At 55.8% G+C, this 19,565-nt stretch carries 14 protein-coding genes and 1 pseudogene; 10 read left to right on the top strand and 5 right to left on the bottom strand.

Annotated features, from left to right (window positions below):
- Positions 1 to 61: 61 nt before the first annotated feature.
- From ycaR to PGR09_RS03610, 3 genes are all read left to right on the top strand, one after another.
- Positions 62 to 244 (top strand): protein YcaR, encoded by a 183-nt coding sequence (gene ycaR / locus PGR09_RS03600; RefSeq protein ID WP_042892909.1) that lies wholly within the window; start codon positions 62 to 64, stop codon positions 242 to 244.
- Positions 241 to 987 carry a 3-deoxy-manno-octulosonate cytidylyltransferase gene (kdsB, locus tag PGR09_RS03605; RefSeq protein WP_045395726.1) on the top strand — a complete coding sequence of 249 codons (747 nt, stop codon included), beginning with the start codon at positions 241 to 243 and terminating at the stop codon, positions 985 to 987. Before ycaR ends, kdsB begins: the two co-directional genes overlap by 4 nt.
- Positions 988 to 1,117: 130 nt before the next feature.
- Positions 1,118 to 2,011 carry a YcbJ family phosphotransferase gene (locus tag PGR09_RS03610; protein ID WP_047077871.1) on the top strand — a complete coding sequence of 298 codons (894 nt, stop codon included), beginning with the start codon at positions 1,118 to 1,120 and terminating at the stop codon, positions 2,009 to 2,011.
- Here the strand turns inward: PGR09_RS03610 and elyC are convergent.
- Positions 1,988 to 2,767, bottom strand: a complete 780-nt coding sequence (gene elyC / locus PGR09_RS03615; protein WP_047077864.1) for an envelope biogenesis factor ElyC — start codon at positions 2,765 to 2,767, stop codon at positions 1,988 to 1,990. The genes PGR09_RS03610 and elyC overlap by 24 nt on opposite strands.
- Positions 2,768 to 2,888: 121 nt before the next feature.
- Between elyC and cmoM the strand changes: the two are divergent.
- The 7 genes and pseudogenes from cmoM (at position 2,889) to PGR09_RS03650 (ending at position 13,647) form a co-directional block, all read left to right on the top strand.
- Positions 2,889 to 3,693 (top strand): annotated as a pseudogene (gene cmoM, locus PGR09_RS03620) (tRNA uridine 5-oxyacetic acid(34) methyltransferase CmoM).
- Entirely contained in the window at positions 3,690 to 5,012 is a 1,323-nt protein-coding gene (gene mukF / locus PGR09_RS03625) for a chromosome partition protein MukF (RefSeq protein ID WP_015367460.1), read from the top strand. The pseudogene cmoM and the gene mukF overlap by 4 nt, the downstream one beginning before the upstream one ends.
- Positions 4,993 to 5,697 (top strand): chromosome partition protein MukE, encoded by a 705-nt coding sequence (gene mukE / locus PGR09_RS03630; RefSeq protein ID WP_015367459.1) that lies wholly within the window; start codon positions 4,993 to 4,995, stop codon positions 5,695 to 5,697. The genes mukF and mukE overlap by 20 nt, the downstream gene beginning before the upstream one ends.
- Entirely contained in the window at positions 5,697 to 10,145 is a 4,449-nt protein-coding gene (gene mukB, locus PGR09_RS03635) for a chromosome partition protein MukB (protein WP_047045610.1), read from the top strand. Before mukE ends, mukB begins: the two co-directional genes overlap by 1 nt.
- A gap of 184 nt (positions 10,146 to 10,329) precedes the next feature.
- The gene (gene ldtD, locus PGR09_RS03640; protein ID WP_348876210.1) at positions 10,330 to 12,132 is read left to right on the top strand and encodes a L,D-transpeptidase; all 1,803 of its coding nucleotides are present in this window, start codon (positions 10,330 to 10,332) and stop codon (positions 12,130 to 12,132) included.
- Between the two features lie 302 nt (positions 12,133 to 12,434).
- Entirely contained in the window at positions 12,435 to 12,986 is a 552-nt protein-coding gene (locus PGR09_RS03645) for a YcbK family protein (RefSeq protein ID WP_015367456.1), read from the top strand.
- 13 nt (positions 12,987 to 12,999) lie between these two features.
- Complete coding sequence (locus tag PGR09_RS03650; protein ID WP_015367455.1) at positions 13,000 to 13,647, top strand: MBL fold metallo-hydrolase; 648 nt, start codon at positions 13,000 to 13,002, stop codon at positions 13,645 to 13,647.
- A gap of 66 nt (positions 13,648 to 13,713) precedes the next feature.
- On the opposite strand, the gene PGR09_RS03655 is transcribed toward PGR09_RS03650, so the two are convergent.
- From PGR09_RS03655 to pncB, 4 genes are all read right to left on the bottom strand, one after another.
- A complete protein-coding gene (locus PGR09_RS03655; RefSeq protein ID WP_045395708.1) occupies positions 13,714 to 14,904 on the bottom strand; it encodes an amino acid aminotransferase in 1,191 nt (396 codons plus the stop codon).
- Positions 14,905 to 15,090: 186 nt separating this feature from the next.
- Entirely contained in the window at positions 15,091 to 16,170 is a 1,080-nt protein-coding gene (ompK35, locus tag PGR09_RS03660) for a porin OmpK35 (RefSeq protein WP_213797511.1), read from the bottom strand.
- 592 nt (positions 16,171 to 16,762) lie between these two features.
- Positions 16,763 to 18,163, bottom strand: coding sequence for an asparagine--tRNA ligase (gene asnS / locus PGR09_RS03665; RefSeq protein ID WP_047045619.1), 1,401 nt, complete (start codon positions 18,161 to 18,163; stop codon positions 16,763 to 16,765).
- A gap of 164 nt (positions 18,164 to 18,327) precedes the next feature.
- Complete coding sequence (gene pncB / locus PGR09_RS03670) at positions 18,328 to 19,530, bottom strand: nicotinate phosphoribosyltransferase (protein WP_047065560.1); 1,203 nt, start codon at positions 19,528 to 19,530, stop codon at positions 18,328 to 18,330.
- Between the last annotated feature and the right edge of the window lie 35 nt (positions 19,531 to 19,565).

The raw sequence follows: 19,565 nt of genomic DNA on the forward strand, positions 1-19,565 counted from the left end.
ACGCCGGCTACCATCCTGTGATATGCTGCTGATAAATCTATTCGGTCCATCAGGAGGAATCATGGATCACCGTTTACTTGAAATTATCGCCTGCCCGGTTTGTAACGGTAAGCTGTATTACAGTCAGGATAAGCAAGAGCTTATCTGCAAAGCCGACAGTCTGGCCTTCCCGCTGCGCGAAGGGATCCCGGTACTACTTGAAAACGAAGCGCGCTCACTCGCGGTAGAAGAGAGCCAGCCATGAGTTTCGTCGTCATTATCCCTGCCCGATTTGCCTCCACGCGTCTGCCGGGGAAACCTCTGCAGGATATCAACGGTAAACCGATGATCGTCCACGTGCTGGAGCGCGCCCGCGAATCTGGCGCGGATCGCATTATCGTCGCCACCGATCATGAAGATGTCGCGCGTGCGGTTGAAGCCGCGGGCGGCGAGGTTTGCATGACCCGCGCTGACCATCAATCCGGCACCGAGCGTCTGGCGGAAGTCGTTGAAAAATGCGCTTTCAGCGATGACACCATCATCGTCAATATTCAGGGTGATGAACCGATGATCCCGTCGGCGATCGTGCGCCAGGTGGCGGAAAACCTCGCGGCCAGCACCAGCGGGATGGCAACGCTGGCGGTGCCTATCCACGATGCCGAAGAAGCGTTTAACCCGAATGCGGTCAAAGTGGTCATGGATGCCGACGGCTACGCGCTCTATTTCTCACGAGCGACGATTCCGTGGGATCGCGATCGCTTTGCAAAATCGCGTGAGCAAATTGGCGATTCCCTGCTGCGCCATATTGGTATTTACGGCTACCGCGCTGGTTTTATTCGCCGCTACGTCAGCTGGGCGCCAAGCCCGCTCGAACAAATTGAGATGCTCGAACAGCTGCGCGTATTGTGGTATGGCGAAAAAATTCACGTTGCGGTGGCGGAAGTGGTTCCTGGCACTGGCGTGGATACCCCGGAAGATCTGGAACGCGTCCGCGCCGAACTGCGTTAATTCTTGCCGTCCCCTTCGCCTGGAGGGGACATATTTCTGCCGCTAATTAGCCCATTTTTGATCTTATCCGCTGACAAGTCGCCCCCAGACGCTCATTATGAAAACAGTAGTCTTCATGAGGGTATCTATGATGGAACAGTTGCGAGCCGAACTGAGCCACCTGCTTGGCGAGAAGCTAAGCCGCGTGGAATGCGTTAGCGAGAAACCCTCGTCAGCGCTGTGGTCGCTGTATGATGCGCAGGGAAACCCGATGCCGCTGTTGGCGAAAAGCTTCACTACGCCGGGCGTGGCGCGCCAGCTGGCGTGGAAAATCTCAATGCTTGCCCGTAGCGGCACCGTTCGTCTGCCGGTGGTGTATGGCGTCATGACACATGAAGAGCATCCAGGGCCTGACGTATTGCTGATTGAACGGTTACGCGGCGTTTCAGTAGAAGCGCCGGCGCGCACGCCCGAGCGGTGGGAGCAACTGCAGGATCAGATTGTCGAAGGATTACTGGCATGGCACCGCCACGACAGCGGCGGCTGTGTGGGAATGGTCGATAGCACCCAGGAAAACGTCTGGCCGCACTGGTATCGCCAGCGGGTAGAAATGCTGTGGAGCACGCTTAACCTCTATCATGACACCGGGCTGACAATGCAGGATAAGCGCATTTTATTCCGCAGTCGTGAAAGCCTGCCGCAATTGTTTAGTGATTTCAACGACAACTGCGTGCTGGTCCATGGCTGCTTTACGCTACGTAGCATGCTCAAAGACGCGCGCACCGATCAGCTGTTGGCGATGGTCGGGCCGGGGATGATGCTGTGGGCGCCGCGCGAGTATGAATTGTTCCGCCTCGCCGACGGCGGGTTAGGGGAGCAGCTGCTATGGCGTTATTTGCAGCGGGCGCCGGTCGCGGAGTCTTTCGTCTGGCGGCGCTGGTTATATCAGTTATGGGATGAAGTCGAAAGCCTGGTAAATACCGGGCGCTTCGATCGCGCCCGTTTCTCATTTGCCGCGAAATCAATCCTGCCCTGGATCGCCTGACGCTCCCTTTAGCCACTGCCAGCCCCGCCCCAGAGTCTCGTAAATCGCGCGTTCGCTGTGCATCAGCCAATACGGTGACGGCAGCGCGCGTTCCCAAGGGTTAAGCGCCGACTCTACCGCCAGCTGGTTGGCTGGTGCCGGTAACGGATTTAGCCCTGCATGGCGGAAAAATATCATCGCTCGCGGCAAGTGCGAGGCTGAGGTCACCAGCAGGAATGGCGCGCCGCCGATGGTTTTTTTCACTTCAGCCGCTTCTTGTTCGGTATCTTTTGGTCGGTCAAGGACGATAATGGCGCTGCGCGGTACGCCGAGGCTCTCGGCGACGCGTGCCCCCGCCTCGGCGGTGCTGACCGGATTGGTTTTGGCCGCCGCGCCGGTAAAAATCATTTTCGCGCCAGGGTTTTCTCGCCACAGGCGGATCCCTTCTGCCAGCCGCGGCAGACTGTTGTTGATCAGGTTGGAGCTCGGTGCCCACTGCGGGTTCCAGGTATAGCCGCCGCCCAGCACCACGACATACTCAACGGATTTGCCGCCGCGCCAGGTCGGGTAGCTTTTTTCTATCGGTTTTAATAACCCATCAGCCACCGGCTGCAGGCTTAATAGCGCCAGCAACAGCCAGCTTAAAGTGACCACCGTCTTGCCGGTTTTTTGAAAACGGCTGCGCCACAGCAGGGCGATGCCGACCGCCATCAGCAATAACAGCAGAGGAAGCGGCAACAGCATACCGCCAAAAACCTTTTTCAGCGTAAAAAGCATCCCGGATGGTTCCTTTTTTAACCATATAAGCAAAGTTCTGCGTGGATCTTATAACAGATCGCTTCATTATCGCCGTGGGTATGACAAAATAGCGGTTTTGTGTTGGCTTGTGGAGTCGTCCGTGCAGGATCGCAATTTTGATGACATCGCTGAAAAGTTTTCGCGCAATATTTATGGCACCACCAAGGGCCAACTGCGTCAGGCGATCCTTTGGCAGGATCTGGAACCGCTGCTTAAGCAGATGGGGCCAGGACCGTTGCGGGTGCTTGATGCCGGCGGCGGCGAAGGGCAAACGGCGATCCGCGTCGCGGAATTAGGCCATCACGTCACGCTATGCGATCTTTCCGCCGAAATGGTGGCTCGCGCTCAGCAGGCGGCCCGCGATAAAGGTGTGATCGACAACATGCATTTTGTACAATGCGCGGCGCAGGATATTGCTCAGCATTTGGAAAGCCCCGTCGATCTGATACTGTTTCATGCGGTGCTTGAGTGGGTCGCGGAACCGCAGGAAATGTTGCGCACGCTGTGGTCGGTGTTGCGCCCGGGCGGCGCGCTGTCGTTAATGTTCTACAATGCTAACGGCCTGCTGATGCACAATATGGTCGCCGGAAACTTCGACTACGTACAAATCGGCATGCCGAAAAAGAAAAAACGCACGCTGTCGCCGGATTATCCGCGCGATCCGCAGCAGGTTTACGGCTGGCTGGAAGATCTCGGTTGGCAGATAACCGGTAAAACCGGCGTGCGGGTGTTTCATGATTATCTGCGTGAGAAACGTAAACAGCATGACAGTTTTGCGGTGCTGCTGGAGCTGGAAACGCGCTACTGTCGCCAGGAGCCGTATATCAGCCTGGGCCGCTATATTCATGTCACTGCGCTTAAGAAAGATCCAGGCGCACAGCCGCAGATGCAAGGATAAACTATGAGTGAATTTTCCCAGACAGTCCCCGAACTGGTTGCCTGGGCCAGGAAAAATGATTTTTCCATCTCGCTGCCGGTCGACAGACTCTCTTTTCTGCTGGCTGTCGCCACGCTGAACGGCGAGCGGCTGGAAGGGGAAATGACCGAGGGAGAACTGGTGGACGCGTTCCGCCACGTTAGTGATGCGTTTGAGCAGACCAGCGAAACCATCAGCCAGCGCGCCAATAACGCCATCAACGATATGGTGCGCCAGCGTCTGCTGAACCGCTTTACCAGCGAAATAACGGAAGGGAATGCTATCTATCGCCTGACGCCGTTAGGTATCGGCATTACCGATTACTACATTCGCCAGCGTGAATTTTCCACCCTGCGTTTGTCGATGCAGCTGTCGATTGTGGCCGGCGAACTGAAGCGGGCTGCAGATTCCGCGGATGAGGGTGGCGATGAATTCCACTGGCATCGCAACGTTTTTGCGCCGCTGAAATATTCGGTGGCGGAAATCTTCGATAGTATCGATCTGACTCAACGCATCATGGATGAGCAGCAGCAGCAGGTGAAAGACGATATCGCCCAACTGCTGAACAAAGACTGGCGCGCGGCGATTTCTAGCTGCGAACTGCTGCTGTCCGAAACCTCCGGCACCCTGCGCGAATTGCAGGATACCCTGGATGCGGCGGGCGATAAGCTGCAGGCCAACCTGCTGCGTATCCAGGACGCTACCATCGCGCGCGACGATCTGCACTTTGTCGACCGTCTGGTGTTCGACCTGCAAAGCAAGCTCGACCGTATCGTCAGCTGGGGCCAACAGGCTATCGACCTGTGGATCGGTTACGATCGTCACGTACATAAATTTATCCGTACCGCCATCGATATGGATAAAAACCGCGTTTTCGCCCAGCGTTTGCGTCAGTCGGTGCAGACCTACTTCGATGCTCCGTGGGCGCTGACCTACGCTAGCGCCGACCGTTTGCTGGATATGCGCGATGAAGAGATGGCGTTGCGCGATGAAGAAGTCACCGGCGAGCTGCCGGCAGACCTCGAATTCGAAGAGTTCAACGAAATTCGCGAGCAGCTGGCCGCGCTGATTGAAGCGCAGCTGGCGGTCTACAAAGAGAAAGGTATGCCGCTGGATCTCGGCCTGGTGGCGCGAGAGTTCCTGGCGCAATATCCGCGTGCGCGCCATTTTGACGTCGCGCGAATCGTCGTTGACCAGGCGGTACAGCTGGGCGTCGCCCAGGCAGATTTCACCGGACTGCCGGCAAAATGGCAGCCGATTAATGATTACGGAGCCAAGGTACAGGCGCATGTCATTGACAAATATTGAACAAGTGATGCCAGCTAAGCTGGCGCAGGCGTTGGCCAATCCGTTATTTCCGGCGCTGGATAGCGCCCTGCGCGCAGGTCGTCACATTGGCCTGGATGAGCTGGATAATCACGCATTTTTGATGGATTTTCAGGATTACCTGGAAGAGTTTTATGCGCGCTACAACGTTGAGCTGATCCGCGCGCCGGAGGGGTTCTTCTACCTGCGCCCGCGCTCTACGACGTTGATTCCGCGCTCGGTATTATCAGAGCTGGATATGATGGTCGGCAAAATTCTTTGCTACCTCTACCTCAGCCCCGAACGTCTGGCTAATGAAGGCATCTTCACCCAGCAGGAGCTCTACGATGAGCTTCTGACGCTGGCGGATGAAAGCAAATTGCTGAAGCTGGTGAACAACCGTTCCACCGGCTCCGACCTCGACCGCCAGAAGCTGCAGGAGAAAATGCGTGCGTCTCTCAACCGCCTGCGTCGCCTCGGCATGGTGTGGTTTATGGGCCACGACAGCAGTAAATTCCGCATCACCGAATCGGTGTTCCGCTTTGGCGCTGATGTGCGCGTCGGCGACGATCCGCGCGAAGCGCAGCTGCGCATGATCCGCGATGGCGAAGCAATGGCGCTGGAGAATCACCTGCAGCTCAATGACGAGAATGAAGAGAATCAGCCGGATAGCGGGGAGGAAGAATAATGATTGAACGCGGTAAGTTTCGCTCGCTGACGCTGGTTAACTGGAACGGTTTTTTTGCCCGGACCTTCGATCTTGATGAGCTGGTAACGACGCTCTCCGGGGGTAACGGCGCCGGTAAATCGACAACCATGGCGGCTTTCGTCACGGCGCTGATCCCCGATTTAACCCTGCTGCACTTCCGTAACACCACCGAAGCGGGCGCCACCAGCGGTTCGCGCGATAAAGGCCTGCACGGTAAACTGCGTGCCGGCGTCTGTTACTCGGTGCTCGACGTGATCAACTCGCGCCACCAGCGCGTGGTTGTCGGCGTACGTCTGCAGCAGGTTGCCGGGCGCGACCGTAAAGTCGATATTAAGCCATTTGCCATCCAGGGATTGCCAACCTCGATCCAGCCGACCCAACTGTTGACCGAAACGCTCAACGAGCGCCAGGCGCGCGTCGTGAGCCTCAACGAGCTGAAAGACAAGCTCGACGCGATGGAAGGGGTGCAGTTCAAACAGTTCAACTCGATCACCGAATATCACTCGCTGATGTTTGATTTGGGCGTGGTGGCCCGTCGTCTGCGTTCAGCATCCGATCGTAGCAAATACTACCGCCTGATTGAGGCCTCGCTGTACGGCGGGATCTCCAGCACCATTACCCGCTCCCTGCGCGATTACCTGCTGCCGGAAAACAGCGGTGTGCGTAAGGCGTTCCAGGATATGGAAGCGGCGCTGCGTGAAAACCGTATGACCCTGGAAGCGATTCGCGTAACTCAGTCCGATCGCGATCTGTTTAAGCACCTTATCAGCGAAGCCACCAACTACGTGGCGGCGGACTACATGCGCCATGCCAACGAGCGGCGAATCCATCTGGATAAAGCGCTGGAGTACCGTCGCGAGCTCTTTACCTCGCGTTCGCAGCTGGCGGCAGAGCAGTACAAACATGTCGATATGGCGCGCGAGCTGCAGGAACACAACGGCGCAGAAGGCGATCTAGAAGCTGATTATCAGGCCGCCAGCGATCACCTGAACCTGGTACAAACCGCGCTGCGTCAGCAGGAAAAAATCGAGCGCTACGAGGCGGATCTCGACGAACTGCAGATTCGTCTGGAAGAGCAAAATGAAGTGGTGGCGGAAGCCGCCGACCAGCAGGAAGAGAACGAAGCCCGCGCCGAGGCCGCCGAACTGGAAGTGGATGAGCTGAAAAGCCAGCTCGCCGATTACCAGCAGGCGCTCGACGTGCAGCAGACTCGCGCCATTCAGTACAATCAGGCGCTTCAGGCGCTGGAACGCGCGCGCGCGCTGTGCCACCTGCCGGATTTAACCGCCGATAGCGCCGATGAATGGCTGGAAACTTTCCAGGCGAAAGAGCTGGAAGCGACGGAAAAAATGCTGTCGCTGGAACAAAAAATGAGCGTGGCGCAAACCGCGCACAGCCAGTTTGAACAAGCGTATCAGCTGGTTGCGGCGATCAACGGCCCGCTGGCGCGTAATGAAGCCTGGGATGTGGCGCGTGAATTACTACGCGATGGCGTCAACCAGCGTCATCTGGCGGAGCAGGCTCATGGGTTGCGTAGCCGTCTCAACGAGCTGGAGCAGCGCCTGCGTGAACAACAGGACGCCGAGCGCCAGCTGGCCGAGTTCTGTAAGCGCCAGGGCAAACGCTACGATATCGACGATTTGGAAACGCTGCATCAGGAGCTGGAAGCGCGTATCGCTTCGTTAGCCGACAGCGTTTCTAACGCTCAGGAACAGCGCATGGCTCTGCGTCAGGAGCTGGAGCAGCTGCAGTCGCGTACCCAGACGCTGATGCGCCGGGCGCCGATTTGGCTGGCGGCGCAAAACAGCCTCAACCAGCTGTGCGAGCAGAGCGGCGAGCAGTTTGAATCAAGCCAGGACGTTACCGAGTACCTGCAGCAGCTGCTGGAGCGCGAGCGCGAAGCAATCGTTGAGCGCGATGAAGTCGGCGCCCGTAAGCGCGCCATCGACGAAGAAATCGAGCGTCTCAGCCAGCCGGGCGGTTCTGAAGACCCGCGTCTGAACGCGCTGGCGGAGCGCTTTGGCGGCGTGCTGTTGTCGGAAATCTACGACGACGTTAGCCTCGAAGATGCGCCGTACTTCTCCGCGCTGTATGGCCCATCGCGCCATGCGATCGTGGTTCCGGATCTGTCACAGGTGGCGGAGCAGCTCGAAGGGCTGGAAGATTGCCCGGAAGACCTGTATCTGATCGAAGGCGATCCGCAGTCCTTCGATGACAGCGTTTTCAGCGTCGATGAGCTGGAAAAAGCGGTGGTCGTGAAAATTGCAGACCGCCAGTGGCGCTATTCGCGCTTCCCGACGCTGCCGCTGTTTGGCCGCGCCGCGCGTGAAAACCGCATCGAAACGCTGCACGCCGAGCGTGAAAGCCTCTCCGAGCGTTTTGCTACGCTGTCGTTTGACGTGCAGAAAACGCAGCGCCTGCATCAGGCCTTCAGCCGCTTCATCGGTAGCCATCTGGCGGTTGCCTTTGATGACGATCCGGAAGAAGAGATCCGCAAACTCAATAGCCGCCGCGGCGAACTGGAGCGCGCGCTGAATGCGCATGAAAGCGATAACCAGCAGAACCGCGTCCAGTATGAGCAGGCGAAAGAGGGCGTGTCGGCGCTTAACCGCCTGCTGCCGCGCCTGAATCTGCTGGCCGATGAGACGCTGGCCGATCGCGTAGATGAAATCCAGGAGCGTCTGGATGAAGCGCAGGAAGCGGCGCGCTTTATCCAGCAGCATGGCAATCAGCTGGCGAAACTGGAACCGATTGTCTCGGTACTGCAGAGCGATCCGGAACAGTTCGAACAGCTGAAAGAAGACTACGCCTATTCGCAGCAAATCCAGCGCGATGCGCGCCAGCAGGCTTTCGCGCTGGCGGAAGTCGTGCAGCGCCGCGCCCACTTCAGCTACTCTGACTCGGCGGAGATGCTCAGCGGCAACAGCGATCTTAACGAGAAGCTGCGCCAGCGCCTGCAACAAGCTGAATCCGAGCGTAGCCGCGCTCGCGAAGCGATGCGTAGCCACGTTGCGCAGTTGAACCAGTACAACCAGGTGCTGGCGTCGCTGAAAAGTTCGTATGACACCAAGAAAGAGCTGCTCAACGATCTGTATAAAGAGCTGCAGGATATCGGCGTGCGTGCCGATGCCGGCGCGGAAGAGCGCGCGCGCGCGCGTCGTGATGAGCTGCATATGCAGCTGAGCAACAACCGCTCCCGCCGTAATCAGCTGGAAAAAGCGTTGACCTTCTGCGAAGCGGAGATGGACAACCTGACCCGCAAGCTGCGCAAGCTGGAGCGCGATTACTGCGAAATGCGCGAGCAGGTGGTGAGCGCTAAAGCGGGCTGGTGCGCGGTGATGCGTCTGGTGAAAGACAACGGCGTGGAACGTCGTCTGCACCGCCGCGAGCTGGCCTATCTCTCCGCCGACGAACTGCGTTCGATGTCGGATAAGGCGCTGGGTGCGCTGCGTCTGGCGGTCGCTGATAACGAGCACCTGCGCGACGTCCTGCGTATTTCGGAAGATCCGAAACGTCCGGAGCGCAAAATTCAGTTCTTCGTTGCCGTTTATCAGCATCTGCGCGAGCGTATCCGCCAGGATATTATTCGCACCGATGATCCGGTAGAAGCGATCGAGCAGATGGAAATCGAACTCAGCCGTCTGACCGAAGAGCTGACCAACCGCGAACAGAAGCTGGCGATCAGCTCACGCAGCGTGGCGAATATCATTCGCAAGACCATTCAGCGTGAGCAGAACCGTATTCGCATGCTCAACCAGGGGCTGCAGAGCGTATCGTTTGGTCAGGTCAACAGCGTGCGTCTGAACGTCAACGTGCGTGAAACCCACTCGACGCTGCTTGATGTCCTCTCCGAACAGCATGAGCAGCATCAGGATCTGTTTAACAGTAATCGCCTGACCTTCTCGGAAGCGCTAGCGAAACTTTATCAGCGCCTGAATCCGCAGATTGATATGGGGCAACGTACGCCGCAAACCATCGGCGAGGAGCTGCTCGACTACCGCAACTATCTGGAGATGGAAGTGGAAGTTAACCGTGGTTCCGACGGCTGGCTGCGCGCGGAGTCCGGCGCGCTGTCAACCGGTGAAGCGATCGGTACCGGGATGTCGATTCTGGTGATGGTGGTGCAGAGCTGGGAAGATGAATCCCGTCGTCTGCGCGGTAAGGATATCTCGCCTTGCCGTCTGCTGTTCCTCGATGAAGCAGCGCGTCTTGATGCTCGCTCTATCGCCACGCTGTTCGAACTGTGCGAACGTCTGGAGATGCAGTTGATTATCGCGGCGCCTGAAAATATCAGCCCGGAAAAAGGCACAACTTATAAACTGGTGCGTAAAGTGTTTAATAATCACGAACACGTACACGTTGTCGGCCTGCGCGGTTTTGCCGCGCCGGTGCCGGAAGCGCTGCCTGGAACCGCTGACGCCTCCTGAAAGGGTGCCGATTAATAGGAAAAAGGGTGACAATTTGTCGCCCTTTTTGTTTTTCTGTACAGTACGCTAACAAGGTATAGTCTTTAAACTTCTTTACATTTGGTAAGGCAAAAGCGTTTTCGCCTTTATATACTGAGAATAAGCCCCATTAGGCGGGCAGCAATGTGTTAACAGGGGGCAAGGGATGTTGCTAAAGAAACGGTATGGTCGACAATTGTCGGTGCTCAGCCTGAGCCTGAGCCTGGCTTTTGCATTTGCTCCGCTGTTCAATGTCCAGGCCGCAGAGCCTGAAGTTATACCCACAGATAGTTCCGCGACGGTGGGCGATCTGTCGTCGGCATTAGCCCAAAGCGACGGCCAGTCCGCTGCGGTCGCGCAAATGGCCGGCGAGAAGCCGCTGGCGGCGGATGCGGTGGCGAAAAGCCGTGCTGAAATCGAGGGCTTACTGCCGTCTGGTTATCATCCGGTTTATATCAATCCGCTGGTAGCGCTGTACGCTGCCCGCGACATGAAACCCATGTGGGAGAACCGCGAAGCGGTACAGGCCTTCCAGCAGCAGCTGGCGGAGGTCGCTATCGCTGGCTTCCAGCCGCAGTTCACCACCTGGGTGAGCCTACTGACTGACCCGTCAGTCAGCGGCCTGGCCCGCGATGTCGTGCTCTCCGACGCCATGATGGGATATCTGCATTTTATTAGCGGTATTCCGATGCAGGGGAACCGTTGGCTGTACGGCTCAACGCCTTACAAAATGACGACGCCGCCGCTCTCGGTCATCAATCAGTGGCAGCTGGCGCTGGATAACGGTTCGTTAACGCAATTTATTGCCGGACTGGCGCCGCAACATTCACAATATGAAGCAATGCATCAGGCGCTGCTGACGCTGGTGGCGGATAACCGTCCGTGGCCGCAACTGACCAGCAACGCCTCGCTACGTCCGGGAGAGTGGAGCAACGATATTGGCGCGCTGCGTGAAATCCTGCAGCGTACCGGCATGCTGGATGATTCGGCGAAAATCGCCCTGCCGGGCGATGTGGTAAGCCCATCGGCGAAACCGAAATCGAAAACAAAACCTGCCGCGCGTGGCGTGTACGATCGCCAACTGGTCGAGGGCGTTAAACGCTTTCAGGCCTGGCAGGGGCTGGGCGCTGACGGCGTCATCGGCCAGTCTACCCGCGACTGGCTGAACGTCTCTTCGGCGCAGCGTGCCGGGGTGCTGGCGCTGAATATCCAGCGTCTGCGTTTGCTACCGAGTAAATTGTCCACCGGTATCATGGTCAATATTCCGGCGTTCTCGCTGGTCTACTATCAGGACGGCAGTCAGGTGCTGGCATCGCGGGTCATTGTCGGTCGTCCGGATCGTAAAACGCCGATGATGAGCAGCGCGTTGAACAACGTGGTGGTCAACCCGCCGTGGAACGTGCCGCCGACGCTGGCGCGCAAAGATATCCTGCCGAAGGTGCGCAACAATCCAGGCTATCTGGAGCAGCATGGTTATACGTTGATGCGCGGCTGGAACAGCAAAGAAGCTATCGATCCGTATGGTGTCGATTGGTCTACCATCACCGAGAAGAATCTACCGTTCCGTTTCCAGCAGGCGCCGGGCGCGCGCAACTCGCTGGGGCGGTATAAGTTCAATATGCCAAGCTCGGATGCTATTTATCTCCACGATACGCCGAACCACAATCTGTTCCAGAAAGATGTTCGCGCGTTGAGCTCGGGCTGCGTTCGCGTCAATAAAGCATCTGAACTGGCGAATATGCTATTGCAGGATGCGGGCTGGAATGATTCACGCATTTCCGACGCGCTGAAACAAGGGGATACGCGCTACGTCAATATTCGGCAAAATATTCCGGTTAATTTATATTATTTAACTGCCTTTGTTGGCGCTGATGGACGTACACAATATCGAACAGATATTTACAATTACGATCTCACCGCGCGATCCAGCGCACAAATTCTGCCAAAAGCGGAACAATTAATCAGGTAAATGAAGTAGTTCTGCGAAAAATGTTGTCCTAGCACTGAACGAAATCGGGCCATGGTCGTCTACAAGGCCCGTATTTCCTGGGGTGAGGCTGCCTTGACGTTGGCAATAATGCCCGGTAAGGTGCCTTTCGTGCGCCAGAAGTGCATATACATATAATCCGCAAAAATGTATTGCGGCGGTCAGTACGAAAACGCTCTCCTGCTGAGCTTTATTAGCGGTAAGGGAGCGTTAGCGCGTCGTCAGCCAAATACGTTGTAGCGGAATAGTATATTACGATTCATTTACCTGTAGACCTGATTATCATGGACAAATTTGACGCTAATCGCCGCAGATTGCTGGCGTTGGGTGGCGCTGCCCTCGGTGCTGCCGCCATTCTCCCTGCGCCGGCATTTGCCACCCTCTCGACCCCCCGACCGCGTATTTTGACGCTGAATAACCTGCACACCGGTGAATCACTCAAGGCGGAGTTTTTCGATGGTAGAGGCTATATTCAGGATGAATTAGCAAGACTTAACCATTTTTTCCGTGATTTCCGCGCGAATAAAATTAAGTCTATTGACCCAGGATTATTCGATCAGCTTTATCGCCTACAGGGACTACTCGGCACCAATAAGCCTGTCCAGCTCATCTCCGGTTATCGCTCCGTCGATACCAACGATGAACTTCGCGCACGAAGCCGTGGTGTAGCGAAACATAGCTATCACACCAAAGGCCAGGCGATGGATTTCCACATTGAAGGCGTTGCCTTAAGCAATATTCGCAAAGCGGCGTTATCTATGCGCTCAGGTGGTGTAGGATACTACCCACGTAGCAACTTTGTGCATATTGATACCGGTCCGGTACGGCACTGGTAACGAAAGGAGCATCATGAACTATCGTATTATTCCGGTCACGGCGTTCGCCCAGAACTGTTCTTTAATTTGGTGTGAACAAACCCGGCTTGCCGCTCTGGTCGATCCTGGCGGCGATGCCGAGCGCATCAAGGAAGAAGTCGCGGCGGCAGGCGTCAGCCTGATGCAGATCCTGTTGACGCATGGTCACCTGGATCACGTCGGCGCGGCAGCCGAGCTGGCGCAACATTACGGTGTGCCAATTATTGGACCGGAAAAAGAAGATGAGTTCTGGCTGGAAGGATTGCCGGCGCAAAGCCGCATGTTCGGGCTGGATGAATGTCAGCCTTTGCAGCCGGACCGCTGGCTGAATGAAGGGGATGTGGTAACCGTCGGCAATATCGCTTTGCAGGTATTGCACTGTCCTGGCCATACGCCGGGGCACGTGGTTTTCTTTGACGATGCCTCGCGTCTGCTGATTTCCGGCGATGTGATTTTCAAAGGCGGAGTAGGACGCAGCGACTTCCCGCGCGGCGACCACGGCCAGCTGATTGATGCGATTAAACGTAAACTGTTGCCTTTGGGCGACGACGTGACGTTTATCCCCGGTCATGGCCCGTTATCGACGCTGGGATATGAGCGCCTGCATAATCCGTTCCTGCAGGATGAAATGCCGGTCTGGTAATGCCTTACCTCAAGGAAGTAAAAAAGGCCGCGATTGCGGCCTTTTCTTATGTGTCAGGGCTGGGAATTACAGCACCGCGACGATGGCTTCGCACAGCGGCGCCATATTATCAGGCGTCATGCCGGCAACGTTGATACGCCCGGACGCGACCGCATAAATAGCGAACTCTTCACGCAGACGCAGTACCTGCTCTTTGGTCAGGCCGCTAAACGAGAACATCCCATTCTGTTTGGTGATGAAGGTAAAGTCGCGGCTGGCGCCTTTTTCCTGCAGAGTATTCACAAACAGTAAGCGCATGCGCTGAATACGCTGGCGCATATCGGTGAGTTCTTGTTCCCAGATGGCGCGCAGCGCGTCGTTGCTGAGAATCGTCGCCACCACCGAGGCGCCGTGCGCCGGCGGGTTTGAGTAGTTGGCGCGGATAACCGCTTTCATCTGGCTGAACGCGCGATCGACGGTGTCCTGATCGGCGGCAACCAGCGTACAGGCGCCAACGCGCTCGTTATACAGGCCGAAGTTTTTCGAGTAAGAGCTGGCGACCAGTAGCTCTTTATGCAGCGCGGCAAACGCGCGCAGGCCTTCAGCGTCTTCTTCCAGACCGCGGGCGAAGCCCTGGTAGGCGAAGTCAAACAGCGGCAGCCAGCCTTTTTCGGCGGACATCTGCGCCAGCTGTTGCCACTGTTCCAGCGTTGGATCGATGCCGGTTGGGTTGTGGCAGCAGCCGTGGAACAGCACAACGTCGCCCGCCTGCGCTTCGTTCAGGCTGGCCAGCAGACCGTCGAAATCAAGCTGGTGGTTAGCGGCATCGTAGTAAGCGTACTCACGCACTTCCAGCCCGGCAGCGCCGAAAACGCTTTTATGGTTCGGCCAGCTTGGGTTGCTTACCCATACCCGTTTAACGTCGGTGTTTTTGGCAAGGAAATCAGCCGCTACGCGCAGGCCGCCGGTGCCGCCTGGGGTTTGGGCGGTACGGGCGCGCTTATCGCTGATAATTGCGCTTCCTTTACCGAACAGCAGCTCCTGAGTGCAACGACCAAACTCCGGAATACCATCAATACCGAGGTAGTTTTTGGTGGTTTCATTTTCCAGCAGATATTGCTCGGCTTTTTTTACGCTGGTCAGAACAGGCGTTTTACCTGTCTCATCTTTGTAAACACCAATTCCGAGGTTAATTTTGCCTGGGCGGTCATCGGCACGAAACAGATCGGCCAGGCCCAGAATAGGGTCGGCAGGGGCGGCTGTAATGTTCTCAAACATGACGAGGTTCCATTGTGATTACTGAGGGAAATCCGCTATCAGGGTAACGGTAGATTTACAAATTGCCAACCGTTTGCGACAAAAAGCGAGAAGGTTTTTGCAAGTTACGATCTTCGTCTTAGTAACGCAGAAAAGCAGGACCGAAGTCCTGCTTTTTAGGCATATCACGAAGGGGTGTACTACAGATTAGAACTGGTAAACGATACCAACCGCAGCCTGGTCGTCGGTGGCAACGCCTGCTTCACGAGTATAGGAATTGTCGTCCAGTTGGTTGAACTTGTACGCCGCGTACACGTTCATGTTTTTGTTGAAGTAGTACCAGGTACCCAGTTCTACGTATTTAACCAGGTCCGCATCGCCGCCGCCGAAGCCGCCGCGAGCCTGCAGATTTTTACCTTTAGTCTGCACGTAGCCGAGGGACGGACGCAGACCGAAATCGAACTGATACTGAACCACAGCTTCGAAGTTCTGAGTTTTGCCCGCGAAGTAGTTATCTTCTTCCGGGGTCATGTTGTAAGTCTGGGAGTACATAACAGCGGCGTAGATGTTGTTAGCATCGTACTTAGCAGAGGTTGCCCATGCTTCAGCTTTGTTACCGTTGCCGTCGCGCTTCTGGTCAACGCTACGGTTGGAGTTAGCGTAACCTGCGGACAGCGCGATACCGTTATCAAACGCGTAGGTTGCCGCGGTGCTGAAGCCGTCGCCGTTCTGTTTACGAATCACACGGTCGTGATCGTTTTTACCCTGGTACTGCAGCGCGAAGCTCAGACCGTCAACCAGACCGAAGAAGTCTGAGTTACGGTAGGTGGCCACGCCGTTAGTACGGCCGGTCATGTAGTTATCGGTGTAGTTCCAGCCGTCGCCGCCCCACTCAACCAGCATATCGGTTGCGGATTCGACGTCGTAGATGGCGCCGTAGTTACGGCCATAGTCGAATGAACCATATTCGCCCGCTTTCAGACCGGCGAAGGCCAGACGGGTTTTAGTGGTCTGGGAACCTTCAACGTTGGACGCATCCATGTTGTATTCCCACTGGCCGTAACCGATCAACTGGTCGTTGATTTGGGTTTCGCCTTTCAGGCCGATACGGGCATAGGTGGTGTCGTCGCTGCTGGTGTCACCATTGGTGGTCCAGACATGTTCGCCAACCATTTTTCCGTAGAAATCCAGCTTGTTACCATTTTTGTTATAGATTTCCGCAGCGTTGGCCGCACCGGCTACCAGCAGGGCAGGGATCACCACTGCCAGAATATTGCGCTTCATCATTATTTATTACCCTCATTAATATTTTTTATATGACACTTGCCACCGCCGCCAATAAATTCCGTCAATGAAAATTTACAGAACTATTGAAGATAGTTTGGTGTCTGAAGGCATCTTTCCATCGGTAGTGCCGTTTCGCTAGCCGGAAAATGCTACCAATATCGTAAAATAGTAACAAAAAGAAAAAACATGTAACCAAATATTTATTTTTGGGAACTTTGTGAACTCAATCAAAATTCCGTTCCACTTTGCGAAGATTGTCACCTTCTTATATATATCTATATGAATTAGTTATGAATATTTTCGCTAAAGACAGATTTGATTATTTTTTGTCTCAGTTTGGCTCCTTTTTCGTTCAGGCGCCTTTTTTGCATAACGTGCGCGTAATGATTAAAAAATAGCCAATTCAATCAGTGTATTCATTTGTGTCTTAACATAAGGTGCGAAATCTACGTACTAAGGGTAAGGAAATAGTGAGTAACATAATTACGAATTGTGAAGGTTGATGTTTAAGTTTGTTGAAATTCGCTCACGAAAATTGACATAAAAAAAGGCCGGCTTGCGCCGACCTTGTCAGTGTTTTAACGAAACGCGATTAGAATGTGGCGTTACGTGGCGTACGTGGGAAAGGAATCACGTCGCGAACGTTCTGTACCCCTGTTACGTAGGCGATAAGACGCTCGAAGCCCAGACCGAAGCCAGAATGCGGTACGGTGCCGTAACGGCGCAGGTCGCGATACCACCAGTAGTCTTCTTTATTCAGGCCCATTTCGGCCATACGCGCGTCCAGCACGTCGAGACGTTCTTCACGCTGGGAGCCGCCGATGATTTCACCGATGCCCGGCGCCAGAACGTCCATTGCGGCGACGGTTTTACCGTCTTCGTTAAGGCGCATGTAGAACGCCTTAATGTCTTTCGGATAGTTTTTCACGACCACAGGCGCTTTGAAGTGCTCTTCGGCCAGATAACGCTCATGCTCTGAGGAGAGATCCACGCCCCAGTACACCGGGTTTTCAAACTGCTTGCCGCAGTTTTCCAGGATAGTGACGGCGTCGGTGTAATCAACCTGGGCGAAATCAGCAGAGACAAAACGCTGCAGACGGTCGATGGCGTCTTTATCCACGCGCTCGGCAAAGAACTTCATGTCATCCGCACGCTCTTCCAGTACCGCCTTGAAGACGTACTTCAGCATGGCTTCCGCCAGACCGGCAACATCGTTGAGGCTGGCGAAGGCAACTTCTGGCTCCAGCATCCAGAACTCCGCCAGGTGGCGGCTGGTGTTGGAGTTTTCGGCGCGGAAGGTTGGGCCGAAGGTATAGATTTTGGACAATGCGCAGGCATAGGTCTCACCGTTCAACTGGCCGGAAACGGTCAGGAACGACTCTTTACCGAAGAAGTCTTTATCGAAATCGACTTTACCCTGGTCGTTACGCGGCAGGTTTTCCAGATCCAGCGTCGATACGCGGAACATTTCACCGGCGCCTTCGGTATCGGAAGCGGTGATAAGCGGGGTGGATACCCAGAAGAAACCCTGTTCGTCGAAGAAGCGATGCAGCGCCTGCGCCAGGGTGTGGCGTACGCGCGCTACCGCGCCAATCAGGTTGGTGCGCGGACGCAGGTGCGCCACTTCACGCAGATACTCGATGCTGTGGCGTTTCGCCGCCATCGGGTAGGTGTCCGGATCTTCAACCCAGCCGGTGACTTCCACGCTGGAGGCCTGGATTTCAAAGCTCTGGCCCTGACCCTGGGAGGCCACGACTTTACCGGTGACGATAACCGAGCAGCCGGTGGTCAGGCGCAACACTTCCTGATTGTAATTGGGCAGAGAATTATTAATAACGGCCTGTACAGGATCAAAGCAGGAACCGTCATAGACGGCGAGGAAAGAAAAGCCAGCTTTAGAATCTCGGCGGGTACGCACCCATCCGCGCACGGTGACTTCGCTGTCAACGGCAACGCGGCCCTGGAGTACGTCGGCTACAGGCACAACGCTCATAATATTCTCTCTATATAGTCCAATAAAAAAGTCTCTTCCCCTTCAACGGGGGGATATCTATGTTACCTGTCATCTTCCATCAGACAAGCAGAATTCGCATCATAAAGGGATAATTTGACAATAAATAATAAAGAAAAAGGAGCCTGAGAGGCTCCTTGTTGAAATTAACTCGCCTTTTTAATCGGCGGCAGGTCGAAGGCCTCGCGCAGGGCGCGGACGAACGCCTTATCGTGGCAGATGGTTTTTCCCGGGCTATCGGAGAGTTTCGCCACCGGCTTGCCGTTACATTCTACTAGTTTTATTACGATATTTAGCGGTTTCACCTGTGGGATGTCGCAGGTTAACCGGGTGCCGATACCGAAGCTGAGCTTCACCCGCGAGGAGAAGTGGCGATACAGTTCGACCGCTTTGCCGAGGTCGAGGTTATCGGAGAACACCAGCACTTTACTCATCGGGTCGATACCCAATTTCTGATAATGGGCGATTGCTTTTTCGCCCCACTCCAGCGGATCCCCGGAGTCATGACGCAGTCCCTGATAGCGGGTAGCGAATTCAGGACCGAAATCACGCAGGAAAGCGTCCATGGTGATGCAGTCGGTCAGGGCGATACCCAGTTGATCCGGATATTCCGCCAGCCAGGCGGCTAGCGCCGCGCGCTGGCTGCTGGCCAGGTTTGGACTGATTTGCTGGTGGGCCTGGAACCATTCGTGCGCCTGGGTGCCCATCGGGGTTAAATTGAGTCGGCGGGCCAGATCGTAGTTGCTGGTGCCGACAAACCACGGCTCCTGCTGCAAGCGCTGCACGATAGCCTGCTGTACTTCACGGGAGAAGCGGCGGCGGGTGCCGAAATCCATCAGGCGGAATGCCGACATATCGATGTCGGCGGTCATGTCGGCGAAGTCGGCAAGCTTATGTTCGAGCGTCTCCAGCGCCAGATCGACGCCGATTTCCGGCGAACGGTAGTGGTGCACCAGTTCGCTGATGACCGCCAGCAGCGGCACTTCCCACATGATCACTTCGCGCCACGGCCCGGCGAGGCGAATATTCAGCTTGCCATGATCGTTGATGACGGTGACCTGGCTCGGGTCGTAGCGGAAGTCGCGCAGCCAGTCGAGATAGTCCTGCGAGAAGAACGGCAGGGTGGACAGCCAGTGATACTCATCGTCCTGCAGCTTCAGGTCGCGCATGGTTTCGACCTGCTCGCGAATCGCGTCGGCATAGATGCCGAGCAGATCGTCTCCGCGGCAGCGGAACTCTGCCGCCACCTCCACATCATAGTAGCGGTGGAAGACGGCCTGCTGCATATGCAGCTTATAGGCATCCGTATCAAGCAGCGAGTGCAGTACAGGAGAAGTGAATTGTGTCATGGTGCGCAGTAGCATCCTCTCACTGGGGCGTTCCA

Source organism: Klebsiella sp. 141251, assembly GCF_050600725.1.
In the GTDB taxonomy this organism is placed as follows: Bacteria; Pseudomonadota; Gammaproteobacteria; order Enterobacterales; family Enterobacteriaceae; genus Klebsiella; species Klebsiella aerogenes.